The sequence below is a fragment of the Streptomyces sp. NPDC034103 genome (assembly GCF_055575395.1).
Genome location: NZ_JBVISS010000001.1, coordinates 66575 through 88607 on the forward strand (window position 1 = coordinate 66575; position 22033 = coordinate 88607).

General features: G+C 72.3%; 26 protein-coding genes. 6 read left to right on the forward strand and 20 right to left on the reverse strand.

What is annotated here, in order from left to right; all coding sequences use genetic code 11:
- Positions 1 to 5: 5 nt before the first annotated feature.
- The 4 genes from ACZ56U_RS00280 to ACZ56U_RS00295 all read right to left on the reverse strand — a co-directional run bounded on the left by ACZ56U_RS00280 (position 6) and on the right by ACZ56U_RS00295 (position 4162).
- Entirely contained in the window at positions 6 to 1064 is a 1059-nt protein-coding gene (locus tag ACZ56U_RS00280) for an MBL fold metallo-hydrolase (protein WP_469081764.1), read from the reverse strand.
- Positions 1061 to 2308, reverse strand: a complete 1248-nt coding sequence (locus ACZ56U_RS00285; RefSeq protein WP_469081765.1) for an aminotransferase class I/II-fold pyridoxal phosphate-dependent enzyme — start codon at positions 2306 to 2308, stop codon at positions 1061 to 1063. Before ACZ56U_RS00285 ends, ACZ56U_RS00280 begins: the two co-directional genes overlap by 4 nt.
- Before the next feature lie 155 nt (positions 2309 to 2463).
- A complete protein-coding gene (locus ACZ56U_RS00290) occupies positions 2464 to 3231 on the reverse strand; it encodes a hypothetical protein (RefSeq protein ID WP_469081766.1) in 768 nt (255 codons plus the stop codon).
- 136 nt (positions 3232 to 3367) lie between these two features.
- Positions 3368 to 4162 (reverse strand): RNA polymerase sigma factor SigF, encoded by a 795-nt coding sequence (locus ACZ56U_RS00295; protein ID WP_469081767.1) that lies wholly within the window; start codon positions 4160 to 4162, stop codon positions 3368 to 3370.
- 240 nt (positions 4163 to 4402) lie between these two features.
- Between ACZ56U_RS00295 and ACZ56U_RS00300 the strand changes: the two genes are divergently transcribed.
- Positions 4403 to 6199: a thiamine pyrophosphate-requiring protein gene (locus ACZ56U_RS00300; protein WP_469081768.1), complete on the forward strand. Its 1797-nt coding sequence runs from the start codon at positions 4403 to 4405 to the stop codon at positions 6197 to 6199.
- On the opposite strand, the gene ACZ56U_RS00305 is transcribed toward ACZ56U_RS00300, so the two are convergent.
- Positions 6153 to 6314, reverse strand: coding sequence for a hypothetical protein (locus ACZ56U_RS00305; RefSeq protein ID WP_391239437.1), 162 nt, complete (start codon positions 6312 to 6314; stop codon positions 6153 to 6155). The two genes, ACZ56U_RS00300 and ACZ56U_RS00305, sit on opposite strands and share 47 nt — an antisense overlap.
- A 130-nt stretch (positions 6315 to 6444) precedes the next feature.
- Between ACZ56U_RS00305 and ACZ56U_RS00310 the strand changes: the two genes are divergently transcribed.
- The 3 genes from ACZ56U_RS00310 (at position 6445) to ACZ56U_RS00320 (ending at position 8070) form a co-directional block, all read left to right on the forward strand.
- On the forward strand, positions 6445 to 6825 hold the full coding sequence (locus tag ACZ56U_RS00310) for a DUF2795 domain-containing protein (RefSeq protein ID WP_469081769.1): 381 nt from the start codon (positions 6445 to 6447) through the stop codon (positions 6823 to 6825).
- Between the two features lie 170 nt (positions 6826 to 6995).
- Positions 6996 to 7427 (forward strand): CBS domain-containing protein, encoded by a 432-nt coding sequence (locus tag ACZ56U_RS00315; protein ID WP_469081770.1) that lies wholly within the window; start codon positions 6996 to 6998, stop codon positions 7425 to 7427.
- 100 nt (positions 7428 to 7527) lie between these two features.
- Positions 7528 to 8070, forward strand: a complete 543-nt coding sequence (locus tag ACZ56U_RS00320; RefSeq protein WP_469081771.1) for a type 1 glutamine amidotransferase domain-containing protein — start codon at positions 7528 to 7530, stop codon at positions 8068 to 8070.
- A gap of 204 nt (positions 8071 to 8274) precedes the next feature.
- On the opposite strand, the gene ACZ56U_RS00325 is transcribed toward ACZ56U_RS00320, so the two are convergent.
- The 3 genes from ACZ56U_RS00325 to ACZ56U_RS00335 all read right to left on the reverse strand — a co-directional run bounded on the left by ACZ56U_RS00325 (position 8275) and on the right by ACZ56U_RS00335 (position 11251).
- Positions 8275 to 8553, reverse strand: a complete 279-nt coding sequence (locus tag ACZ56U_RS00325) for a DUF6158 family protein (protein ID WP_469081772.1) — start codon at positions 8551 to 8553, stop codon at positions 8275 to 8277.
- A gap of 162 nt (positions 8554 to 8715) precedes the next feature.
- Entirely contained in the window at positions 8716 to 10335 is a 1620-nt protein-coding gene (locus ACZ56U_RS00330) for an ABC-F family ATP-binding cassette domain-containing protein (protein WP_469081773.1), read from the reverse strand.
- Positions 10336 to 10585: 250 nt separating this feature from the next.
- A complete protein-coding gene (locus tag ACZ56U_RS00335) occupies positions 10586 to 11251 on the reverse strand; it encodes a histidine phosphatase family protein (RefSeq protein WP_469081774.1) in 666 nt (221 codons plus the stop codon).
- Positions 11252 to 11320: 69 nt separating this feature from the next.
- Between ACZ56U_RS00335 and ACZ56U_RS00340 the strand changes: the two genes are divergently transcribed.
- Both ACZ56U_RS00340 and ACZ56U_RS00345 read left to right on the forward strand, forming a co-directional pair.
- Complete coding sequence (locus tag ACZ56U_RS00340) at positions 11321 to 12814, forward strand: phosphatase PAP2 family protein (protein ID WP_469081775.1); 1494 nt, start codon at positions 11321 to 11323, stop codon at positions 12812 to 12814.
- A gap of 177 nt (positions 12815 to 12991) precedes the next feature.
- Complete coding sequence (locus ACZ56U_RS00345; RefSeq protein WP_469081776.1) at positions 12992 to 13813, forward strand: class I SAM-dependent methyltransferase; 822 nt, start codon at positions 12992 to 12994, stop codon at positions 13811 to 13813.
- A gap of 85 nt (positions 13814 to 13898) precedes the next feature.
- On the opposite strand, the gene ACZ56U_RS00350 is transcribed toward ACZ56U_RS00345, so the two are convergent.
- The 12 genes from ACZ56U_RS00350 to ACZ56U_RS00405 form a co-directional block, all read right to left on the reverse strand.
- Entirely contained in the window at positions 13899 to 14183 is a 285-nt protein-coding gene (locus tag ACZ56U_RS00350) for a gas vesicle protein K (protein WP_469081777.1), read from the reverse strand.
- Positions 14180 to 14368, reverse strand: a complete 189-nt coding sequence (locus ACZ56U_RS00355) for a gas vesicle protein (protein ID WP_469081778.1) — start codon at positions 14366 to 14368, stop codon at positions 14180 to 14182. The genes ACZ56U_RS00350 and ACZ56U_RS00355 overlap by 4 nt, the downstream gene beginning before the upstream one ends.
- On the reverse strand, positions 14365 to 15126 hold the full coding sequence (locus tag ACZ56U_RS00360) for a GvpL/GvpF family gas vesicle protein (RefSeq protein WP_469081779.1): 762 nt from the start codon (positions 15124 to 15126) through the stop codon (positions 14365 to 14367). Before ACZ56U_RS00360 ends, ACZ56U_RS00355 begins: the two co-directional genes overlap by 4 nt.
- On the reverse strand, positions 15126 to 15452 hold the full coding sequence (gvpJ, locus tag ACZ56U_RS00365; protein ID WP_469081780.1) for a gas vesicle protein GvpJ: 327 nt from the start codon (positions 15450 to 15452) through the stop codon (positions 15126 to 15128). The genes ACZ56U_RS00360 and gvpJ overlap by 1 nt, the downstream gene beginning before the upstream one ends.
- Positions 15449 to 16657, reverse strand: coding sequence for an SRPBCC family protein (locus ACZ56U_RS00370; protein ID WP_469081781.1), 1209 nt, complete (start codon positions 16655 to 16657; stop codon positions 15449 to 15451). Before ACZ56U_RS00370 ends, gvpJ begins: the two co-directional genes overlap by 4 nt.
- The gene (locus ACZ56U_RS00375; protein WP_469081782.1) at positions 16657 to 17322 is read right to left on the reverse strand and encodes a DNA primase; all 666 of its coding nucleotides are present in this window, start codon (positions 17320 to 17322) and stop codon (positions 16657 to 16659) included. Before ACZ56U_RS00375 ends, ACZ56U_RS00370 begins: the two co-directional genes overlap by 1 nt.
- Entirely contained in the window at positions 17319 to 17585 is a 267-nt protein-coding gene (locus tag ACZ56U_RS00380) for a gas vesicle protein GvpG (RefSeq protein WP_469081783.1), read from the reverse strand. The genes ACZ56U_RS00375 and ACZ56U_RS00380 overlap by 4 nt, the downstream gene beginning before the upstream one ends.
- 4 nt (positions 17586 to 17589) lie before the next feature.
- Positions 17590 to 18360, reverse strand: a complete 771-nt coding sequence (locus tag ACZ56U_RS00385; protein ID WP_469081784.1) for a GvpL/GvpF family gas vesicle protein — start codon at positions 18358 to 18360, stop codon at positions 17590 to 17592.
- Positions 18357 to 18782 (reverse strand): gas vesicle structural protein GvpA, encoded by a 426-nt coding sequence (locus ACZ56U_RS00390; RefSeq protein ID WP_469081785.1) that lies wholly within the window; start codon positions 18780 to 18782, stop codon positions 18357 to 18359. The genes ACZ56U_RS00385 and ACZ56U_RS00390 overlap by 4 nt, the downstream gene beginning before the upstream one ends.
- Before the next feature lie 50 nt (positions 18783 to 18832).
- Positions 18833 to 19180: a gas vesicle protein GvpO gene (locus ACZ56U_RS00395; protein ID WP_469082263.1), complete on the reverse strand. Its 348-nt coding sequence runs from the start codon at positions 19178 to 19180 to the stop codon at positions 18833 to 18835.
- 62 nt (positions 19181 to 19242) lie between these two features.
- Positions 19243 to 20169 (reverse strand): non-homologous end-joining DNA ligase, encoded by a 927-nt coding sequence (gene ligD / locus ACZ56U_RS00400; RefSeq protein WP_469081786.1) that lies wholly within the window; start codon positions 20167 to 20169, stop codon positions 19243 to 19245.
- Positions 20166 to 22019: a transketolase gene (locus ACZ56U_RS00405; RefSeq protein ID WP_469081787.1), complete on the reverse strand. Its 1854-nt coding sequence runs from the start codon at positions 22017 to 22019 to the stop codon at positions 20166 to 20168. The genes ligD and ACZ56U_RS00405 overlap by 4 nt, the downstream gene beginning before the upstream one ends.
- Positions 22020 to 22033 lie beyond the last annotated feature (14 nt).

Below are 22033 nucleotides of genomic sequence, written 5' to 3' on the forward strand. Positions count from 1 at the left end.
GGCCGTTACTCCAGGACGCGGGACCCGCCCACCGGCAGGTCCCACAGGTCCTCGCGCGCCAGCCCCGCCTGCTCCCACGCCGCCCGCACCCGGGTCAGCGGCTCCAGCACCGGCTCCGCCGAGAGCACGAACGTGCCCCAGTGCATCGGCGCCATTCTGCGCGCCCCCAGGTCCTGCGCCGCCAGCACCGCCTCCTCCGGGTCGCAGTGGACGTCGCTGAGCCACCAGCGGGGGTCGTAGGCGCCGATGGGCAGCAGGGCGAGGTCGATACCGGGGTAGCGCAGGCCGATGCGGCTGAACCAGTGCCCGTAGCCGGTGTCCCCGGCGAAGTAGACGCGCTGTCCGTCCGGGTCGGTGAGGACCCAGCCGCCCCACAGACTGCGGCAGGTGTCGGTGAGGCTGCGCTTGGACCAGTGGTGGGCCGGTACGAAGTCGAGGCGGACGCCGTCCAGTTCGGCCGCCTCCCACCAGTCCAGCTCGGTGATGCGGGTGAACCGGCGACGGCGGAACCAGGCACCGAGTCCGGCGGGCACGAACACCGGGGTGTCGCGCGGGAGGCGGCGCAGGGTGGGGGCGTCCAGGTGGTCGTAGTGGTTGTGGCTGATGACGACGGCGTCGACGCGGGGCAGGGCGCCCCAGGCGATGCCGACCGGGGTGATCCGGGCCGGGGTGCCGAGGATGCGGCGGGACCAGACGGGGTCGGTGAGGACCGTCAGTCCGCCGATGCGCACCACCCAACTGGCGTGCCCCGCCCAGGAGACGGCGACCGTGCGGGCGTCGACGCGGGGCAGCGGGCCGGGTTCGTACGGCAGCCGCGGAATGTCGGCGAGGCCTTGGGGGTCGGGCCGGACGGCGCCCTCACGGGCGAAGCGGGCCATGGCCTTCAGTCCGGGCAGCGGTGCGGTCAGACGGTCGTGGAAGCTCCGCGGCCACACCCGCCGTTCGCCCAGCGGCCGGGGTTCGGACAGCGGCGGGAACGAGGGCGCGAACAAGGATGTCGCCGCCGGATCGCCGGCCTCCCGGGTGGTCGTACTCGTGCTGGTCGACTCGGACTGCTGCGTCATCGAGGAGGCTCCCATCGCTGAGCGTCGTCGCGGAGATCGTCGAAGGCCGACTTCAGGGTGATCAACGCACGGTGCAGGTGCGGCAGTTCCAGCGGTGCGGGGGAACTGAGGCATTCCTCGAGTTCCGCGTCCGTCCCGGTGAGCAACGCGCCCGTGGACAGCCGTACCCGCAGGGCGCCCAGGTCGTCGCCGAAGCGATGGCCGCCGGGTGCGGGCAGACCGAGCCGGGCGGAGAGGAACTCCTCCAGGTCCTGTGCGTCGCCCACGCCGTGCGCGCCGAGCGCGGCGCGCAGCGGGCCGAGGTCGACGTAGAGATGCCGGCCGGCCTGCGGGGGCAGGGCCATGGCGCCCGCCGAGACGACGGCGGTGTGCGCGGCGGCGGCCACGCGCGCGTGCAGGCGTACGGTGGCCGCCACGCGCGCGGTGACCGGCTCGGGTTCCGTGAGCGCGTATCGGGCCGCGGCGGCGACGGGGGCGGCGACGCGGGCGCCGAGGGCGGTGAGGACGTCCAGCACGCGTGCGTGCAGATCCTCGCCGGCCTCGCTCGCGGGGAAGCGGGCGACGGCCGCGGGCCAGCCCGGCGGGAGCAGCGCACCGGCCAGGTCGGTGACGACGGTGACGTGCTCGGGGAGCATCTCCGCGGGGCCGATCAGCACCGTGGCGTGCGGCGCGTGCACGGTGTCGCGCCAGGTCTCGTCGCTGACCAGGTGCAGTCCCTCGGCGGTGGCGGCCTCCACGGTCTCGTGCAGCACCTCGGGCGGTGCCACGGTGGCGGTGGGGTCGTCGGCGACGGACAGCACGAGCAGCCGGGGGTCGCCGCCCTCCTCACGGACCCTGCGCACGGTCTCCAGGAGGGCGTACGGGTCCGGGACACCGCCGCACTCCGCCGGTGTCGGCACGTGGAACACCGGTCTTCCCAACAGGCGCGCGTACGGCGCCCAATAGGCCGCGCACGGCCGGGGCACCAGCACGTCCCCGCCGATCGCGGCGGTCAGCGCGACCAGCAGCGAGGGCGCGCCGGGGGCCGCCACGACACGCTCCGGCCCGGTGGCCAGTCCACGCCGGGACCAGTAGCCGGCGGCGGCCTCCAGCAGGGCGGGTCCGCCGCCGACGGGTTCGCTCCCGCCGCGGGCGGCGGCCGCGGCGAGCACGGCGGACAGCTCGGGCAGGACGGGCAGACCGTCGTCCGGGAGCGGCGGCCCGTAACGGACGGGGCCGTGGCCTTCCGGGTCCGTCCGCCGCATCGGTACCTCCGGGTGAGCTGCTCTTGTCGCGGTGCCGTCGGGTGTGCTCCCCGGTGCCCCTGTGTAGGACGGGACGGCACCCTCGGGGTCCGCATACCCAGGGTGGCGTACTCCGATAGGGGTCCGCTCGAGTTGCGCCGGTCACACGCCCCGGCTCAGGACTCGGCGCGCGGCCCCCTGCGGCGCATGCGGTAGACGGCCGCGCCGAGAGCGCCCGCGATCAGGAGACCACCGGTGACGAGGGCGGGCACCGAGTCGGTGAAGGCGCCGCCCGCTCCGGCCCGCACGCCGCGCTGGACCGGGGCGCCGGAGCAGTGCTCGGTGCCCGAGTCGGTGCAGGTGTGGCCCGCGTCGGAGCCGGGGCAGTGCTCGGTGCCCGGTTCGGCGCAGGTGTGGCCGGCGTCGGAGCCGGGGCAGTGCTCGGTGCCCGGTTCGGCGCAGGTGTGGCCGGCGCCCGAGCAGTCCTCGGGGCGGGGTTCGGCGCAGGAGGGGACGGCGCCGCCGTGGGTCACCGTGAAGGTCGCGCTCCACTGCTTGCCCTCCCCGCCCGGCGCGCCGGGGCAGGTGCCGTCGACGGTCCAGGCGGAGTCCGGGCCGACCCCTTCCGGACCGGCCTCCAGGTCCTCGGCCGGGGCGATGCGGGCGGTGCCGCGGTAGGCGGGCCCGGCCACGTCGTCGTCGTTGCCGGGGACCAGCTGGAGCGGTACGGCCTCCTCGTCGAAGGCCTGCGAGGTCGCCTCGATGCTCGGGGGCGCCGCGCTGTCGGCCGGGTCGCAGGAGACCGAGAGGGTGACGCTGCCGCCCGGATGGGCACTGCCGGGGCTGACCTCCGCGGCCGGGTCCGCGAAGGCGACCGGCACGGCGACGCCCAGGGCGAGACCGGTCAGAACGGCGACGGACAGGGCACGGGCGGTGCGGCGCATGGGTGGGCTCCTTGAGCCGTCGGCGGTGAGGGCACTCCGCCATCACAGCCCGCCGGCCCGGGGCCCGCGCGCGGCCGGACCCCATTAGCGGGACCCGCACGCCCGATCGGGTGACACCGGGTCCGGTCCGGTCCGACTAGACGACGTCCCTCATCACCTGCTCGCGCACCTGCCCGCAGGAGCGGCTGATCAGCCGGGAGACGTGCATCTGCGAGATCCCCAGCTGCTCCGCGATCCGTGACTGTGTCATGTCGCCGAAGAAGCGCATGTACAGGATCGTCCGCTCCCGTTCGGGCAGGGCGGCCAGCCGTGACTTCACGGCCTCCCGGTCCACCACCGTGTCCAGCGCCGGATCGGTTGATCCCAGCGCGTCGCTCAGCGAGTAGCCGTCCTCGCTCCCCGGCAGTCCGGCGTCCAGGGACAGCGCCGTGAAGCTCTCCAGCGCCTCCAGCCCGGCGAGTACGTCCTCCTCGCTCATCCGCGCGTGCTCGGCGATCTCCGCGACGGTGGGCCTGCGGCCCGAGACGGTCTGCGACAGGTCCTGGGCGGCGAGGCGGACGCGGTTGCGCAGGTCCTGGACCCGGCGGGGCACGTGCAGGGTCCACATGTGGTCGCGGAAGTGCCGCTTGATCTCCCCGGTGATGGTCGGCACGGCGTAGCTCTCGAAGGCGTTGCCGAGCTCGGGGTCGTAGCGGTCGACGGCCTTGACGAGACCGAGCGCCGCGACCTGGCGGAGGTCCTCGTAGCTCTCGCCGCGGCTGCGGAAGCGTCCCGCGAGCCGGTCCGCCATGGGCAGCCATGCCTCGACGATCCGTGCGCGCAGGCTGTCGTGCTCCGGGCCGGCGGGCAGCGCGGCGAGCCGGCGGAAGTCCTCCGCGGTGTCGGGGGCGTCGTCGTGCGGGTGGTGCTTCGCGCTCACTCGAGTGGACATCGTGCGTCCCAACTCCCTTGGTCGCGCTCTGGGTAGGACGGTCACCGTGGGAGCGCGGGCGCGGGCCGGACAGAGAGGGCCGGGGCGGCTTCACGGGCCGCTCCCACGGGTGTGCCTCCTGTCCGAAGCACTGTTGGTGCGCCTGCCCAGGACCCCCGGCGGCAAACCTGCCCAGGTTTTCGCGGAGCCCGTGCGGTCACTCGTCACAGGCCCATCCCCTCTGTCCGGGAGGTCCCGTTCATGAGCACCAAGGTCTCCGACCACGTCCTGCGACGACTGCGCGAGTGGGGTGTGGACCATGTGTTCGGTTATCCGGGCGACGGCATCAACGGCCTGCTCGCCGCGTGGGGGCGGGCCGAGAACGAGCCGCGGTTCATCCAGTCGCGGCACGAGGAGATGTCGGCCTTCCAGGCGGTCGGCTACGCCAAGTTCAGCGGCCGGCTGGGCGTCTGCGCGGCGACATCGGGGCCGGGCGCGATCCACCTCCTCAACGGCCTGTACGACGCCAAGCTGGACCATGTGCCGGTGCTGGCGATCGTCGGCCAGACGCACCGGACCGCGATGGGCGGCTCCTACCAGCAGGAGGTGGACCTGCACAGCCTGTTCAAGGACGTCGCCTCGGACTTCGTGGAGACGGTGACGGTTCCCGAGCAGCTGCCGAACGTCCTGGACCGCGCGATCCGCACCGCCTACGCGCGCCGCGCACCCACCGCGATCATCATCCCGGGAGACGTCCAGGAGCTCGAATACTCCGCGCCCACCCACGAGTTCAAGATGGTGCCCTCCAGCCTGGACCGCAGTTCCTGGACGACGGTGCCGTCCGAGGAGTCGCTGCTGCGGGCAGCGGAGATCCTCAACTCCGGTGACAAGGTGGGGATCCTGATCGGCCAGGGCGCCGCGGGGGCGCGGGCCGAGGTGCAGCGGATCGCCGAACTGCTCGGCGCCGGCGTCGCCAAGGCGCTGCTCGGCAAGGACGCGCTCAGCGACGAACTCCCCTACGTCACCGGCGCGATCGGCCTGCTGGGCACCCGCCCCTCGTACGAGCTGATGCGGGACTGCGACACCCTGCTCACCATCGGCTCGTCCTTCCCCTACACACAGTTCCTGCCGGAGTTCGGCACGGCGCGCGGGGTGCAGATCGACATCGACCCGCACATGATCGGGATGCGCTATCCGTACGAGGTGAACCTCGTCGGCGACGCGAGGGCCACTCTTCAGCGGCTGATCCCACTGCTGAACGGCGAGGAGCGCGGGCGCGAGTGGTTCGACACGGTGTGCGACAACGTGACGCGCTGGCGTGAGGTCGCGGGGCGGCGGGCGGAGCTGTCGGCCGACCCGATCAACCCGGAGTACGTGGCCCGCGCCCTGGACCCGCTGCTGCCGGACAACGCGATCATCAGCTCCGACTCCGGCTCGGTGGCCAACTGGTACGCGCGGCACCTGACGATGCGCGACGGCATGCGCTCCTCGCTCTCCGGCACCCTCGCCACGATGGGCTGCGGGGTGCCGTACGCCATCGGCGCGAAGTTCGCCCATCCGAACCGGCCAGCGATCGCGCTGGTCGGGGACGGGGCGATGCAGATGAACGGGCTGGCGGAGCTGATCACGGCCGCGAAGTACAAGCACCTGTGGGAGGACCCGCGCCTGGTGGTGGGCGTATGGAACAACCACGACCTCAACCAGGTCACCTGGGAGATGCGCGCCATGGGGGGCGCCCCGTCGTTCCTGCCCTCGCAGGAGCTCCCGGACGTGCGGTACGCCGCGTTCGCCCGTTCGCTCGGCCTGACGGGCATCCGGGTGGAGAAGCCCGAGGACGTCGAGGCCGCCTGGCGCGCGGGGCTCGAGGCCGACGGGCCGGCGGTGATCGAGTTCCTCACCGATCCCGCCGTACCGCCGATCCCTCCGCATGCCACCTGGGACCAGATGGAGGCCACGGCCGAGTCGATCCTGCGGGGTGACGCGGACCGCGGCTCCATGATCAAGCAGGGGTTCAAGGCAAAGATGCAGGAGTTCCTGCCGGGCCGGGGGAAGAAGTAGCCGGCAGCGCCGCCGGCTCCTCCCGCTCCTCGGGCAACAGCAGCTCCTCGTAGCGGCCCAGTGCGAGCACCGTGCCGAGCATGAGGAGCGGGATGAGCACGGTGAGCAGCACCATGACGTTTCCCTCCCCGGGATCACGTGGGGGGTGTCCGCCGGGTCTCCCCGCGAGCGGCGCACAAACCCCTGTGTCGGGGTCCGGTCCTCGGGTACGCGGACGCCACTTCCGAAGATCTGGAGGAAGAGCAATGCAGCGAGGCAGTGACCGCCTGAGCGTCCACCGCGACGACGAGATGAAACACGAGCTCCAGGGCCTGCTGAGGTCCGGGCATCCCACCCGGGCCGAGGAGTGGCACGACCCCGAGCCGACCGCCGACGACGATCCGGTGATCGCGGGCGGGCCGGTGGCACCGGGCCGCTCGGGGGCGTCGCTGGGGGTGGTCCGGCTGGAGCTGGCCCGGCATCTGAGCCGCGGCACGTTCCCGGCGAGCTCGCGGCACCTGGCCGGGGCGCTGCGCCGCGCGTACGCCCCGGACCCCCTGGTCGACGCGGTGGAGGAGCTGCCCGACGAGCAGTACGCGACCGTCCAGGAGCTGGCCGAGGCACTGACCCGGCCGCAGCAGGCGTAGGGCCCTGCCGCACCCACAGGGGCCGGGCCGGCGCTCGACCCGGCCGTCCGCACCGGGCGCCCGCCGGGCGTGTGCGGGCCCGGCCCCGGGGTGCGGCGGGCGGCGGCTGTCCGGCCGACGTGGCCGCGACAGCCCACCGATCGGGGAGACCCGAGGAAGGGGCCGCGGTGATGGCCGAATTCGTGAGGGACGTCATGACTCCGGGCGTGGTCGCCGTCCGCCCGGACGCCTCGCTCGTCGAGGCGGCGCAGCTGATGCGGTCGCAGGACATCGGCGATGTGGTGGTGGCCGACGGTCAGCAGGTCGTCGGGATGCTCACGGACCGTGACATCACGGTGCGGGCGGTGGCCGAGGGCCTCGACCCGCAGACCGTGAGCGCCGGGTCGGTGTGCACCCGCGATCCGGTGCTGGTCGCCCCGCACGACCCGGCGGCGGCCGCGGCGGCGCTGATGCGGGCGCACGCGGTGCGCCGGCTGCCGGTGGTCGAGGACGGGCTGCCGGTGGGCATGGTCAGCCTCGGCGACCTGGCCGAGGCGGAGAGCCCGGGGTCGGTGCTCGCCGACATCAGCCGGGCCGCCCCGGACCACGAGGACACCGTCTGAGCACCAGAGACAAGAGAGCTACACAAGCCCCGGTGGGGCGCCACGGACGGACATCGGGGCGCCCCTGACGGGCCGGCCACGAAAGGATTGAGGAGAACTGATGCGTATCGCATTCCTGACCGCCCCCGAGGGCGTCGAGCAGATCGAGCTCACCGAGCCGTGGAAGGCCGCGGTGGACGCGGGTCATGAACCGGTGCTGGTGTCGACCAAGCCCGGGACCATCCAGGCGTTCAACCACCTCGACAAGGCCGACACCTTCCCCGTGCAGGAGGTGGTCGGCGAGACCACCGCGGACTCGTTCGGCGGCCTGGTGCTGCCCGGCGGGGTAGCGAACCCGGACGCGCTGCGGATGGACGACCAGGCGGTCGCCTTCGTACGGGACTTCTTCACCCAGGGCCGGCCGGTCGCCGCGATCTGCCACGCGCCGTGGACCCTTGTCGAGGCGGGCGTGGTGAGCGGCCGGGAGCTGACCTCCTGGCCGAGCCTGGCGACCGACATCCGCAACGCGGGCGGCACCTGGGTGGACGAGCAGGTGAAGATCTGCGACCACGGCCCCAACAAGCTGATCACCAGCCGCAAGCCGGACGACCTCAAGGCGTTCGGCGAGGCCTTCCTGGACGTGTTCGCCAAGGAGACCGCCTGACGGACCCGCACCGGGACCGCCCTCCGGCGCGCCGCCAAGCCCTGTCACGGGCGGACGGACGTCCGGACGCGTGATGCTCTCGCAGACCGAGCAGGGCCAGGCGCGGACCGGGGGCGACCCCGGGCGCGGACCGAGTGCTTTCCGGCGCGCGTGGGCTCGGCGCGCTCGGCGCGCATGTGCTCCGGCTCCGGCGCCCGAGCGCGCTCAGTCGCGGGGAGTCGCCGACTCCCCGCTTCCGCGTTCCCGGGCGCCTTCACGGGTACGACCCGCGGCGACCGGGCGCTGCGGGTTGCGGCGCAAAAACTCGCCCTCCAGTTCGGCCATCCGGCCGTTGTGGGCGCGCAGTGCGTCGTTCGAGCCGTAGAGCAGCGTGTCATGGCGCGTGCGGTGAATGGTCTCCAGCTCTTTCATGAGCTGTTGGTCGTCCAGCCTGCTGGGGTCGACTCCGGTCATGGCGGTGTCCCACTCGTCGTGTTCCTTCATGGCCACCGAGTACCCGCCGCGGGCGCACCACCCCGGAGCGGAAGCCGGGAGAAGGAACCATGGATCTCGCCTGTCCGCACCCACTCTACGAACATCCGGGCCCCTGAGCCTCCGGCTGCCACCGCCGACGCGCGCCCCGGCCCCGGCCCGCCGGTGGGCCCGCTACCTCGCCCGCTCCACCCGCCGCTCGTCCCACACCGGCTCCGGCGTCTCGCGGACGCGGCCGTCGCTGCCGAAGACCAGGTAGCGGTCGAAGGAGCGGGCGAACCAGCGGTCGTGGGTGACCGCGAGGACCGTGCCGTCGAAGGCCTCCAGTCCCTCCTGGAGGGCCTCGGCGGACTCCAGGTCCAGGTTGTCCGTGGGCTCGTCCAGCAGCAGGGCGGTGACGCCCTCCAGTTCCAGCAGCAGGATCTGGAAGCGTGCCTGCTGGCCGCCGGAGAGGCGGTCGAAGGTCTGCTCGGCCTGCTGGGTGAGCTCGTAGCGGCGCAGCCGGGACATCGCCGCGCCCCGGTCCTGGGAGTGTTCCGCCCACAGGATGTCCAGGAGCGTGCGGCCCATCAACTCGGGGTGGGCGTGGGTCTGGGCGAAGTGCCCGGGCACCACCCGCGCCCCGAGCTTCCACGCGCCGGTGTGCGCGACGTCCTCACCGGCCAGCAGCCGCAGGAAGTGCGACTTGCCGGAGCCGTTGGAGCCGAGAACGGCGACGCGTTCGCCGTAGAAGACCTCCAGGTCGAAGGGTTTCATCAGGCCGGTCAGCTCCAGCCCCTCGCAGGTGACCGCCCGCACCCCGGTACGGCCGCCCTTGATCCGCATCCTGATGTCCTGCTCGCGCGGCGGCTCGGGCGGCGGTCCGGCCTCCTCGAACTTGCGCAGCCTGGTCTGCGCGGCCTGATAGCGGGAGGCCAACTCATGGCTGATGGAGGCCGCCTGACGGAGGTTCAGGACAAGCTTCTTCAGCTGGGCGTGCTTCTCGTCCCAGCGCCTGCGCAACTCCTCGAAACGGGCGAAGCGTTCTTGCCGGGCCTCGTGGTACGTGGCGAAGCCGCCGCCGTGCACCCAGGCGTCCGCGCCGGTCGGTGAGGGCTCCACCGACACGATCTTCTCGGCGGAACGGGCGAGGAGTTCACGGTCGTGGGAGACGAAGAGGACCGTCTTGCGGGTCTCCTTCAGCCGCTCCTCCAGCCAGCGCTTGCCGGGCACGTCGAGGTAGTTGTCCGGCTCGTCGAGCAGCAGCACCTCGTCGGTGCCGCGCAGCAGCGCCTCCAGCACGAGCCGCTTCTGCTCACCGCCGGAGAGCGTGCGCACCTGCCGGAACTGCGCCTTGTCGTAGGGGACACCGAGCGCGGCCATGGTGCACATGTCCCAGAGCGTCTCGGACTCGTAGCCGCGCACCTCGGCCCAGTCGGAGAGGGCCTGCGCGTACGTCAGCTGGGCGGCCTCGTCGTCGACGGTCATGATGAGGTGCTCGGCCTTGTCGACGGCCCGCGCGGCCTCCCGGATCCGGGGCGGCGCGACCGACACGAGCAGGTCCCGTACGGTCGTCTCGTCCCGCACGGAGCCCACGAACTGGCGCATGACGCCGAGGCCGCCGCTGACCGTCACGGTGCCGCCGTGCGGCTTCAGCTCGCCGGAGATCAGTCGCAGCAAGGTCGTCTTGCCGGCGCCGTTGGGCCCGACCAGGGCGACGACGGCCCCTTCACCGACCCGGAAGGACACATCGCCGAGCAGCGCCCTGCCGTCGGGGAGGTAGTACTCGAGGTGTGCGGCTTCCAGATGTCCCATGAAGCCGCATTCTGCTGGGCGGCCACCGACCCGGGCAAACCCATATTCGCCGCAGCCCCGGCCCCCGCCCTGACCCCGACCGCCGTCCCGAACCCCGGTCACCGAGCGGCCGGGCCGCCGAGCCACCGGGCCCGCCCGCCTGCCGTCGGCAGTCCGTCGTCCACCCGCCACTGCCCGACGCCCTGCCCGGCCCGACCCCGACGCCCTGCCCGGCCCGACCCCGACGCGGGACCGCGCGGGACCGCGCGGGCTACTCGACCTCGTCGAGTGGTCGTCCCGCGGGGCCGCTCTCCGGGCCGCGGCCCGTGGTCGACACAACCGCGCCCGCCCACGACAGGGCCTTGAAGCCGTCGGCCGGGGAGCCCTCCAGGATCACCACACCGGTGTTGTCGAGCGGGCGGGCGGCGGCGAAGTCGATGTCTACGTTGTCGGCACGGGCCGCGGTCCACATACGGATCGCCGCGCCATGGCTGACCAGGGCGACCGTCCCGGCGCCACTGTCCGCCGCCTCGGCGACCACGGCGTCGTAACGGGCCAGCGCCTCGGCACCGCTCTCGCCGCCCGGCATGCGCAGCCCGGTGTCCCCGGCCGACCAGGCGAAGATCGTCTCCATGTAGACGCGGCCCGCATCGGAGTGCCCGTCCCGCATCTCCAGGTCGCCCGCGGAGATCTCCCGGATGCCGTCCCGGACGACGACGTCGAGGCCGCGCGCGGCGGCCAGCGGGGCGGCGGTGAGCTGGGTGCGGATCAGGGTGGAGGCGTAGAGGGCCTCGATGTCCTCGTCGGCGAGGGCCTCGGGCAGGGCGGCCGCCTGGCGTTCGCCGAGGGCCGTCAGACCGGGCCCGGGTACCGCCGTGTCGAGCAGGAAGTCGACATTGGACGGGGTCTGGCCGTGGCGGACCAGGATCAGTCGCATGCAGCAAGCCTCCGGTGTCATGGCCGCCCCGCGGACAAGAAACGGCCACCTCAGGGTACTCGTCACCGCATGACCCCTGACGTGGACCTCACCGCCCCGCTGCCCGGCCGCCACGCCGTCCGCGACGCGCTGCTGGCGCTGGACTGCCGTCTGTTCGAGTACGCCGCCGCACGGAACTGGCCCTTCGCCGAACCCGTGCTGCCGCGGCTGAGCCGCAGCGCCAACCACGGTGTGCTGTGGTTCGCGACGGCGGCCGCGATGACGGCGAGCCGCACCCCGCGGGCCCGCCGGGCCGCCGCCCGCGGTCTCGCCTCGCTGACCCTGGCCTCGCTGACCATCAACACCATCGGCAAGCGTTCGGTACGCCGGACCCGCCCGGTGCTGGACCCGGTGCCGCTGGTGCGGCAGCTGAAGCGGCAGCCCATCACGACCTCGTTCCCCTCCGGCCACTCGGCGTCGGCGGCGGCCTTCGCGGCCGGGGTCGCGCTGGAGTCCCCGGCGTGGGGCGCGGCGGTGGCGCCGGTGGCATGGTCGGTGGCGCTGTCCCGGGTCTACACGGGGGTGCACTTCCCGAGCGATGTGCTGGCCGGTGCCGCGCTCGGCGTGGGTGCCGCGTACGTCGTCCGGGGTCTGGTGCCCACGCGCGCCCAGATCGTGCCGCCCGCCCGGCCCCGGGCCGAGGTGCCCGCGCTGCCCGACGGCGAGGGTCTGATCATGGTGGCCAACAACGCCGCGGGCAGCGTCGAGCGGGTGCGGGCCCTTCAGGACGCGCTGCCGGGGTGCGAGGTCGTGGAGTGCGAACCGTCCGATGTCCGCGCCGAGTTGGAGAAGGCGGCCCCGCGCGCCCGGGTGCTCGGCGTGTGCGGTGGCGACGGCACGGTGAACGCCGCCGCCGAGGTGGCCCTGCGGCACGACCTGCCGCTCGCGGTGCTGCCGGGCGGCACGCTCAACCACTTCGCCTACGACCTGGGCGTGGAGGACGTGCGCGACCTGGCCGACGCCGTCCGCAACGGTTCGGGCGTACGGGTCGACGTGGGCCGTTTCAGCTGCGGCGACACCCAGGGAATCTTCCTCAACACCCTCAGCCTGGGCGTGTATCCGGAGCTGGTGCGCGAGCGGGACCGCTGGTCGCACCGGATCGGCGGCTGGCCGGCCGGGGTGCTCGCGGCGATGCGGGTGCTGCGCGCCGACCGGCATCCGCTGGAGGCCGAGTTCCGGGGCCGGGCCCGGCCGTTGTGGCTGCTGTTCGTCGGCAACGGCACCTACCACCGGATGGGTCTGACCCCGGGCCGCCGCCATGACCTCGCGGACGGGCAGCTGGACGTACGGGTGGTGCACGGCGGACGCCGGCCCGCGCTCCGGCTGCTGGCGGCGGCCCTCGCCGGCCCGCTGACCCGCTCCCCCGCGCACGCCGCGGTCCAGGTGAGCCGGCTGCACCTGGACGGCGTGGCACCGGGCTCGCTGCTCGCGTACGACGGTGAGGTCACCGAGGTGGAGGGCGAGGTGACCTTGGAGAAGCTCCCCCAGGCGCTCACGGTCTACCGCCCGCTGCCCGGGGACTGATCCGGGACCGAACGGGGACTTGAAGCGCGGACTGAGCGCGGATCGATCAGGCAACTGGTGCCCCCCGACGCCCACCTGACGAACCATCAGTCCAGATAGCAATACGTGAGTCTCATCATTCGACATGCGGGCGTACGCTGCGCTCACCGACAGGACGTCGAACAGGGGAGTTCAGCCATGTCGAAGCCGCAGGAGACCGCTGTCTACACGCACGGCCACCACGAGTCGGTGCTGCGCTCGCACACCTGGCGCACCGCCGCCAACTCCGCCGCCTATCTGCTCGGTTCGCTGAAGCCCCACATGCGGATCCTGGACATCGGATGCGGCCCCGGCACCATCACCGCCGACCTGGCGGAACTGGTCCCCGACGGCCATGTCACCGGCGTCGACCACGCGCCCGGCATCCTGGAGCAGGCCCGGGCCACGGCCGCCGGACGCGCTCTGACCAACGTCGACTTCGCGGTCGCCGACGTGCACGCCCTGGATTATCCGGACGACACGTTCTGCGTGGTCCACGCCCACCAGGTGCTCCAGCACGTCGGCGACCCGGTCCAGGCGCTGCGCGAGATGCGCCGGGTGACGAAGCCGGGCGGGTTCATCGCCGTCCGCGACTCGGACTACGCGGCGATGACCTGGTACCCGCGGTCCCCGGGGCTGGACGACTGGCTGGATCTGTACCGGCGGGTGGCCCGCGCCAACGGCGGGGAGCCCGACGCGGGGCGGCGGCTGAAATCCTGGGCGCTGACGGCGGGCCTGACGGACATCACCGCCACCTCGGGCACCTGGACCTACTCCACCGCCGAGGAGCGGGCCTGGTGGAGCGGGCTGTGGGCCGACCGCACCGTGGCCTCGGCCTACGCCGACCGGGCCGTCGAGGGCGGCCACGCCACCCGGGAGCAGCTGGCGGCGGTCGCCGAGGCCTGGCGGGAGTGGGGGACGCACGAGGACGGCTGGTTCGCCGTCCTGCACGGGGAGATCCTGTGCAGGAAGAGTGCCTGAATCCCCGTTTCCGCACTTCCGGCGCTTGTCCTTTTCGGCGCCGAATTCGCGGGGTAATCCCCGGACCACTTCATTCCCGAGTGTGTCAGTCCCGGGGAAGCAGCGGTCCGAGCGGCCCGAGGTCCAGATTCAGGTCCTCGGGCCGCAGGCCGTACCGCTCACGCAGCTCGGTCATACGGTCGTCGAGCAGCATCAGGGTGAGCCCGATGCGCTCCTCCTGCTCCTCGCTCAGCCCGCCCTCGTCGAAGCGGCGCAGCGCCTGCCGCTCCATGAGCTGGCGCAGCAGCTCCACCACGGTCAGCACGAGCTTGACGAGGTCGCGCTCGACGGTGTCGGGTTCGAGGTCCAGCCGGTTGCGGGCCTGCGTCACGACGACTCTCCCCACGGCGACGGTACTTGGGCGTTCACGGAACTGATCAGGGCCTTGAGGTCGATGCGGACGAGGTCGACATCCGCGATGCGCAGGGTGATGTCGCCCGTGATGACGACCCCGCCGGCGAGCAGCCGGTCGAGCAGGTCCACCAGGGCGATCTCTCGGCGTTCGACGACGGTCACGGCTTCTCCCCCGCGAAGGAATAGGTGGCCCAGGGGCCGGTGAGTTCCACCCGCATTCCGGGCACTTCTCCCTTGGTCCGGTCGACGAGCTCCACGAATTCCTCGGAATGGGCGCGCGGCACCAGATAGGCGGCATTGAGCACATTGCGCCCCGTCGCGCCGGAGAGCGCGGAATTCTGGGGCGCGTGCAGCCGGGAGTCCTCCGCATAGCCGGACAGCGTCTCGTGCAGCCGGCTCGCGAATGCCTCGGCGCGCTGCCAGGCGTCCTCGTTGGCCCGCACCCGCGAACTGCGCTGCCGCAGATAGTCCCGGCCGCTCGCCGCCTTCTTCTGCGCCGGTGCGGCCTCCTCCTGGGGCTCGTCGGCCTCCAGGTACACCTTGACGCCCCACTCGACGCGGCCCTCCAGCCGGTCGAGGGTGCGCCGGAAGTCGGCCTCGCGGGCCTCCAGCATGGTGCGGACGCCGCTGTCGTCCCGGAAGACGGTGGCCATGCGGAGCGGCAGCGGGGAGGTGACCACGGTGAGGGCGTCGATCACGCCCTGGTGGGCGCGCGCGGTCTCGGTGAGCCAGTCCAGGTCCTCCAGACGGGCCCGGAGCGGGCCCTCGGCGAAGTCCCGCTCCGGCACATGGCTCACCACGGCCACGAGACCGTGGTGGTGCAGCAGCCGGGGCGGATCGCCCGCCACGCCCGTCAGCTGGGACTGAAGGGGCGCCTTGAACGGCCGGCAGACGGCGTACACGTAACGCAGTCCGGTCATCAGCTCTCCTTCTCGGTCCTGGCGGGCTCCAGGCGGGCGATCCGCTCACGCAACTCGGCGTTCTCCCTGGCGAGTTCGTCACGACGGGCCCGGGTGGAGAGGGCGGGGTCGTCCTCCCACCAGTCGATACCCATCTCCTTCGCCTTGTCCACCGACGCGACGATGAGCCGCAGCTTGATGGTGAGCAGTTCGATGTCGAGCAGGTTGATCCGGATGTCGCCGGCGATGACCACGCCCTTGTCCAGGACGCGCTCCAGGATGTCGGCGAGGTTCGCGCTGCCGTCACCGCGGCCGTAGGGGTCGGGCAGCCGTCCGGGGGTCGTCATCGACGGCTCCCGCCCTCGGCGTACTCGTTGTCCTCGTCGTCCGCCTCCGCCTCCTCGTACTCACCCTCGGGCTCTTCGTCCTCGGGCTCCACGTCCTCGGGCTCTACGTCCTCGGCCCGGGCCGCGCCGTCCTCGTCGTCGTACTCTTCCTGCTCGTACTCTCCCGCTTCCTCGTCCTCTTCCTCAGCGTCGGCGTACGGGCCCTCTTCCTCAGCTTGCTCTTCTTCGCCCTCGTACGCCTCTTCTTCCTCGGCGCCCTCGTCCTCGGCGACCGCGTCCTCCGCGCCCTCGTCTTCGGCAACCGCGTCCTCGGCGCCCTCCTCCTCGGCGACCGCGTCCTCGTGGCTGCGCACGACCTCGCCGTCGCGGATCTCACCGCGCCAGCCGTCCTCGACCTGGTCCTCGCCCTTGAGCGTGACGAAGCGGACGAAGTTCTTGAGGTCGAGGCGGGCGCGGCGGCTCTGGGCGCGCCAGATGTTGCCAGTCTTCTCGAACAGGCCTTGGGGGTAGTACTCGATCACCAGCACGACCCGCGTGAGGTTGTCGGCGACGCTGTGGAAGGAGACGACGCCCTTGGTCGTGCCCTTGGCGCCCTCCGAGGTCCACGCGATGCGGTCGTCGGGTATCTGCTCGGTGGTGTGCGCCTTCCAGCTGCGGTTGGACCAGAAGACCTTCATCTGCCAGTCGGACGTCGTGTCGTCGGCGCGGTTCGCGCTCTTGACGCCCTTGGCGAAGGTGCTGAAGTCCTGGAACCGCGTCCACTGGTCGTAGGCCGTGCGCAGCGGCACGCCGACGTCGACGTACTCCAGGATCACCGTCGGCTTCTTGCCGGCGCCCTTCCCCTTGCCCTTGCCCTTGCTCTTGCCGCCCAGGTTCTTCAGCGCGCCCGTCACGCTCTCCTTGGCGCGGGAGGCGCCCAGCTCCACGGCTGCGCGCAGCGGGCCCTTGCCCTCGGCGATCTTGCGACCACCGTCGAGCGCGAGCTTGGCGAAGCCGGGGCTCTTGCCCTCGGCGATGTCGTTGAGCTTGACCGTGCTCTCACCGAGCTTGCGGCCCGCCCCGATGAGCAGGCGCTCGGCCTGTGCGGTGAGGTATTCCTGCACCTCGGCCTTGAGCCGGTCGGTGGCCTCGCTCTGGGCGATCGAGCCGAGTGGGCCTGCGTTCTTGGTGGTGCCGCGTGCCGCGGAACCCACGGTGTCGGTCATCACTCACCGCCTTCCTTCGCCACCCGGGACCTGGTGCCGCGTGCGGCGGTGCGGGGCGCGGCGGTCTTCTTGCCGGTGGTCTTCTTGGCCGCGGCGGTCTTCTTTGCGGCGGCCTTCTTCGCCGGAGCCTTCTTGGCGGGTGCCTTCTCGGCGGTCTTCTTGGCCGTCCTCCTCGCGGGCGGGGCCTTCTTCTCCGGCGCCTTCTTCTGCGCGGTCCGGCGGCGCGGCCGGGACTCCTCCTCCGGCTCCTCGTCCGCCTCCTCGTCGTAGTCGGCCGCGTACTCGTCGCGCGACTCGTCCTCGTCCTCGTCCTCGTCGTAGGAGTCGAGGTCGGGGGTCTCCGGCGCCACGCCCGCGATCCGGTCGCGGACCTGCGCGGTGCGGCCGTGCAGCCGGTCGGCGATCGCGTCGATCCGCCGCTCGACCATGGCGCCCGAGGCCGCCTTGCCCACCCCGCGCAGGTCCTCGCGCAGCTGGTCGCCGATCTCCTTGAACTGCGGGTTGTTCTGCAGCTGTCCGGACACCAGGTCCGCGAGCGCCCGCGGACTCAGGTTCATGCGCTTGCCGGCGACCAACGTGCCGACGGCGAACGCCAGTTTCATCTTCTTGGTACGTCCGAGGACATACCCGGCCCCTACCGCGAGGCCCATTCCCACTCGGTTCATCCTGATGTCCAGTCGTCCGTACCGGCGGCGCGCGCACGCGAGCCGATCTCCAGTCGGTCGAGGAGTTCGTCCTCCCGGCGGTCGAACTCCTCCTCGTCGATCTCGCCCGACTCCAACTGCTCTTCCAGCCGTCCCAGTTCGGTCCGGATCGCGGCCGGGTCGTAATAGATCCGCTCCGCCTCGTGCAGCACCTGTCCGATGACCCACGCACTGCCGCGCACCGGGGCGAACGGCAGCAGCAGGACCTCTGAGATCAGGCCCACGACCTCACTCTCCCGAACTCTCCGCACCGGCCGTGGCGCCCGCGGGCTCGGCGGAACCGGGCTCGACGAAGCTGTACGGCGGCAGCGGGCCGTTGACCCGGAGCTCGAGATGCGGGTGGGAGGCGCGGACCTGCTCCACCGAGGCCTGGAAGGTCTCAGCCGCGTCGCGGTCCACCAGGAACGACACGTTGGCGAGCCAGCCGGTGGACTCCGGCCCGGCGCTGACCGCGGCCGAGACGGCCGCGAGGTCGCGCTGCACCTCGGCGGCGTCCGCCGCTTCCCGCGCCTTCACGGCGGCGACCACCATCTCGCCGAGCCTGAGCTTCTCCTCGTAGGAGCCGCCGCCGGCCTGCCGGTTGGCCTCGGTCTGGGCACGCAGGTCGGGGTTCTCGGCCATCACGCGGTGCAGGACGGCCTCCTCGTCGTGCGTGGCCTTGACGTTGTACTCGACCTTGCCGTCCAGGGCCCTGAGACGTTCCTTGTAGTGCTCGGCGCGCTCGGCGAGGACGTTCGTGACGGTGTCGTCGTCCGGCGCGATGCTGCCGAACCGCATGGGCAGCACACAGCCGCCCGAGCCGAACTCGGCGAGCACGTTCTGGTGCGCGAGCAGGTCCTTGCGCTTGGGCCGCAGCCCGTCGGGCGCGTCACTGACGACGGCCGCGAGGTCGCCGGCCTTGAGGATGCGTACCGGAAGCGGCGGGTCGCCGACCCCGTCCATGCCGTCGGGCAGCTTGTCCCGGGAACCGTCGGTGATGCCGTAGACGTACGTGCTCATTCCTGCTCCTCCTTCCGGCGTGAGGTCGTCGACTTGCGGGCCCGCGGCCGCCGTTCGGTCTCGCTGTCCTCGCGTGCCTGCTTGAACGCGTCGGAGACGGTCTGGGCGGCGCCGGACAGCGCGCCCTTGGACTTGCCGCGGGCGCCGGACTCGGTTATCTCGCCCACGAGATCGGGCAGGCCGGGGCTCTTGCGCGGGCCGGCCTCCAGGTCGAGGCGGTTGCACGCCTCGGCGAAGCGCAGATAGGTGTCCACGCTGGCGACGACGACACGAATGTCGATCTTGAGGATCTCGATGCCTACCAGGGAGACCCGTACGAACGCGTCAATGACTAGACCCCGGTCGAGGACCAACTCCAGAACGTCGTAGAGGCCACTGCTACCGCCTCCGCCGCCGCTCTGCTGTGCCGGAACAACGGTCATGCCGACCGCGCCTCCTTGTCTGTGGGTGTGACGGGAAGTAAAGGACGGGCCTAACGGCCCCGGTGTGAGTCGGCACGCCCGCGTTCGTAACGACGCACGCGCCGATAGCCGGTCAACTGGCCCTCCGGGTCCAACTCGACCTGGTAACTGGCCATCAGGCTCATCGTGTCCGGAACCCTGGAGAGTTCCATGACCTCGATCTCCAGGGACCAGCCGTCCTCGCTCTGCTCGAAGGACGACACCGACTCGGCGACCATGCCGGTGAGTTCCTCCAGCTGGGTGCGCGCGTGGCTCAACACCTGCATGGGGTTCGGCCGATCCACCGCCGTGTCCTTTTCCGCCTTCTTGGGTGTTTCCTGTGAGTCTTGTGTATCTGATGTGTCTTTAGTGTTCGTCATGGCCACCTCTTAACCTCGGGTGGCCGCAAGTCCGTTCGCCAAACCTCTCAGAGCTACACGGGTCATCCACGCAACGCGTCGAGCCTGCGCCGGGCGGGTCCGAGAGCCCGGCCCTTGGTCAGTACTCCGGCCCAGGGACGGGTGCGGGCCTGGTCGACGGCGTCCTCGATGCTCCAACGGCGGGCGTCAAGACCGGGATCGTCCAACTGGGCCCAGGCCATGGGGGTGGCCACGGGGGCGCCCGGCTTGCCGCGGACGCTGTAGGGGGCGACCGCGGTCTGCGCGTAGCCGTTGCGCTGGATGTCCAGGTAGAGGCGGTCGCCGCGGTCCTTCTTGCGGGCGGCGGTGGTGAACTTCTCCGGATGGGCCTCGGCCAGGGTGTCGGCGACGTCCCGGGCGAAGGCGCGCACCTGGTCGAAGTCGTCGTGCCCGTTCACCGGCACCACCACGTGAAGGCCGCGGGAGCCGGTCGTCATCAGCGCCGAGGGCAGCTTCAGCTCGTCGAGCAGTTCCGCCAGCAGGCCGGCCGCCTCGCGCACCGGGGCGAAGTCGTCGCCGGAGGGGTCGAGGTCGAAGACCATCCGGTCGGGCCGCTCAAGACGTCCGACACGGGACAGCCAGCGGTGCAGGGTCACACAGGCCTGGTCGGCGAGGTGGACGAGGGTGGCGGTGTCGCCGCACACGGTGTGACAGACCGTGCCGCCCTCCTTGGGCACCTCGACGCGCTCGACCCACTCCGGATACGACTCCGGGGTGTTCTTCTGCATGAACGTCGGACCGCCCACGCCGTCCGGGAGCCGTTCCAGCATCAGCGGGCGGCCGCGCAGATGGGGCAGCATGAAGGGGGCGACGGCCCGGTAGTAGTCGACCAGGTCGGACTTGGTGTACTCCTTGCCCGCCTTCTCACCCGGGAAGAGCACCTTGTCCGGCCGGTGCACCTCGACGGTGCGGCGCCCGGCCCGCACCGCCCGGGTGGCGTCCGCACTCACCGTACGATCGCCTCCTCCACCAGCAGCCGTGCGGCGGCCGCGACGGACTCGGCGTCGATGCCCATGGCGTGCAACTGCTCGGCGGGCGAGGCCGATCCCGGCATCGAGCGGACGGCCAGGCGCACCAGGCGCGGCACCGGGCGGCCGTCGCAGAACGCGTCGAGGACGGCGTCGCCCAGGCCGCCCTCCTCGTGGTGGTCCTCCACGGTCATCAGACAGCCGGTCTCCTCGGCGGCCTGGCGCAGGGTGGCCCGGTCGACGGGCTTGACGGAGTACAGGTCGATAACGCGCACGGCGATGCCCTGCCCGTCCAGCGCGTCGGCCGCGGCCAGCGCCTCGGGCACGGTGACGCCCGCCGCGACGATCGTCAGGCGGTCCCGGTCCGAGGAGCGCAGCACCTTGGAGCCGCCGATCGGGAACTCCTCGTCGGGCCCGTAGATCGCCGGGCCGCCGCCGCGCGAGGTGCGCAGGTAGCGGACGCCCTCCAGGCCCACCATGGCGGCGACGAGGTGCGCGGTCTGGTTGGGGTCGCAGGGGTACAGCACGGTCGAGCCGTGCACCGCCCGCATCATCGCCAGGTCCTCAAGACCCATCTGCGAGGGCCCGTCCTGTCCGATGGCGACGCCCGCGTGCGAGCCGACCAGGTTGATGCCGGAGCCGCTGACGGCGGCCATGCGAATGAAATCGTGCGCGCGTGTGAGGAAGGCCGCGAAGGTGGAGGCGTACGGCACGTACCCGCGCGCGGCGAGCCCGACGGCCGCGGCGACCATCTGCTGTTCGGCGATGTAGCACTCGAAGAACCGGTCGGGGTGTTCCTTGGCGAAGGCCTCCGCGCGCGTGGAGTCGCTCACCTCGCCGTCGAGGGCGACCACGTCACCGCGCGCGGCCCCGAGGGCGGCGAGTGCCTGTCCGTAGGCGTCCCGGGTGGCGGTCTTGTCCTCGGAACCCTTCTCCCACCGGGGCAGTTCCAGGTGCCCGGCGCGTACGGCGTGCAGCATGCGGGCGGCGAGGGGCTCCTGGACCCGGACGCGGTGGTCACGGGGGCCGCCGAGTTCGGCGATGGCCTGCTCGGCGTCGGGCAGCGGCTTGCCGTGCAGGCCCTCGCGGTCCTGGACGGCCTCGACGCCCTTGCCCTTGAGGGTGCGGGCGAGGATCGCCGTGGGCTGTCCGGACGTGGAGGCCGCCTCGCCGTACGCGCGGTCGACGGCGTCCACGTCATGGCCGTCCACCTCGACGGTGTGCCAGCCGAAGGCCTGGAAGCGGCGGGCGTAGGCGTCCAGGTCGTGGCCGTGCCGGGTGGGTCCGCGCTGGCCGAGCCGGTTGACGTCGACGATCAGCGTGAGGTTGTCGAGGTGATCGTGCGCGGCGTGCTCGGCGGCCTCCCACACGGAGCCCTCGGCGAGCTCGCTGTCCCCGCACAGCACCCACACCCGGTACCCGGTGCGCTCCAGCCGCTTGCCGGCGAGCGCGATCCCGACCCCGACGGGCAGCCCCTGCCCGAGCGACCCGGTGGCGGTCTCCACCCACGGCAGCCTGCGCGGTGTGGGGTGGCCCTCCAGGCGGCTGTCCAGCGTGCGGAACGTGGCCAGCTCGGCGTCGTCGATCGCGCCGACGGCCTTGTAGGAGGCGTACAGCAGGGGCGACGCGTGCCCCTTGGACAGCACGAAGCGGTCGTTGCCGGGGTGGGCGGGACGGTCGAAGTCGTAGCGGAGGTGATGGGCCAGCAGGACGGCCATCAGGTCGGCGGCGGACATCGACGAGGTGGGGTGCCCGGACCCCGCGGCGTCGGCGGCACGCACACTGTCCACGCGCAACTGCTGTCCCAGATCCACGAGTTCGGCGGTCTTCATGAGTCTCCCTCTAC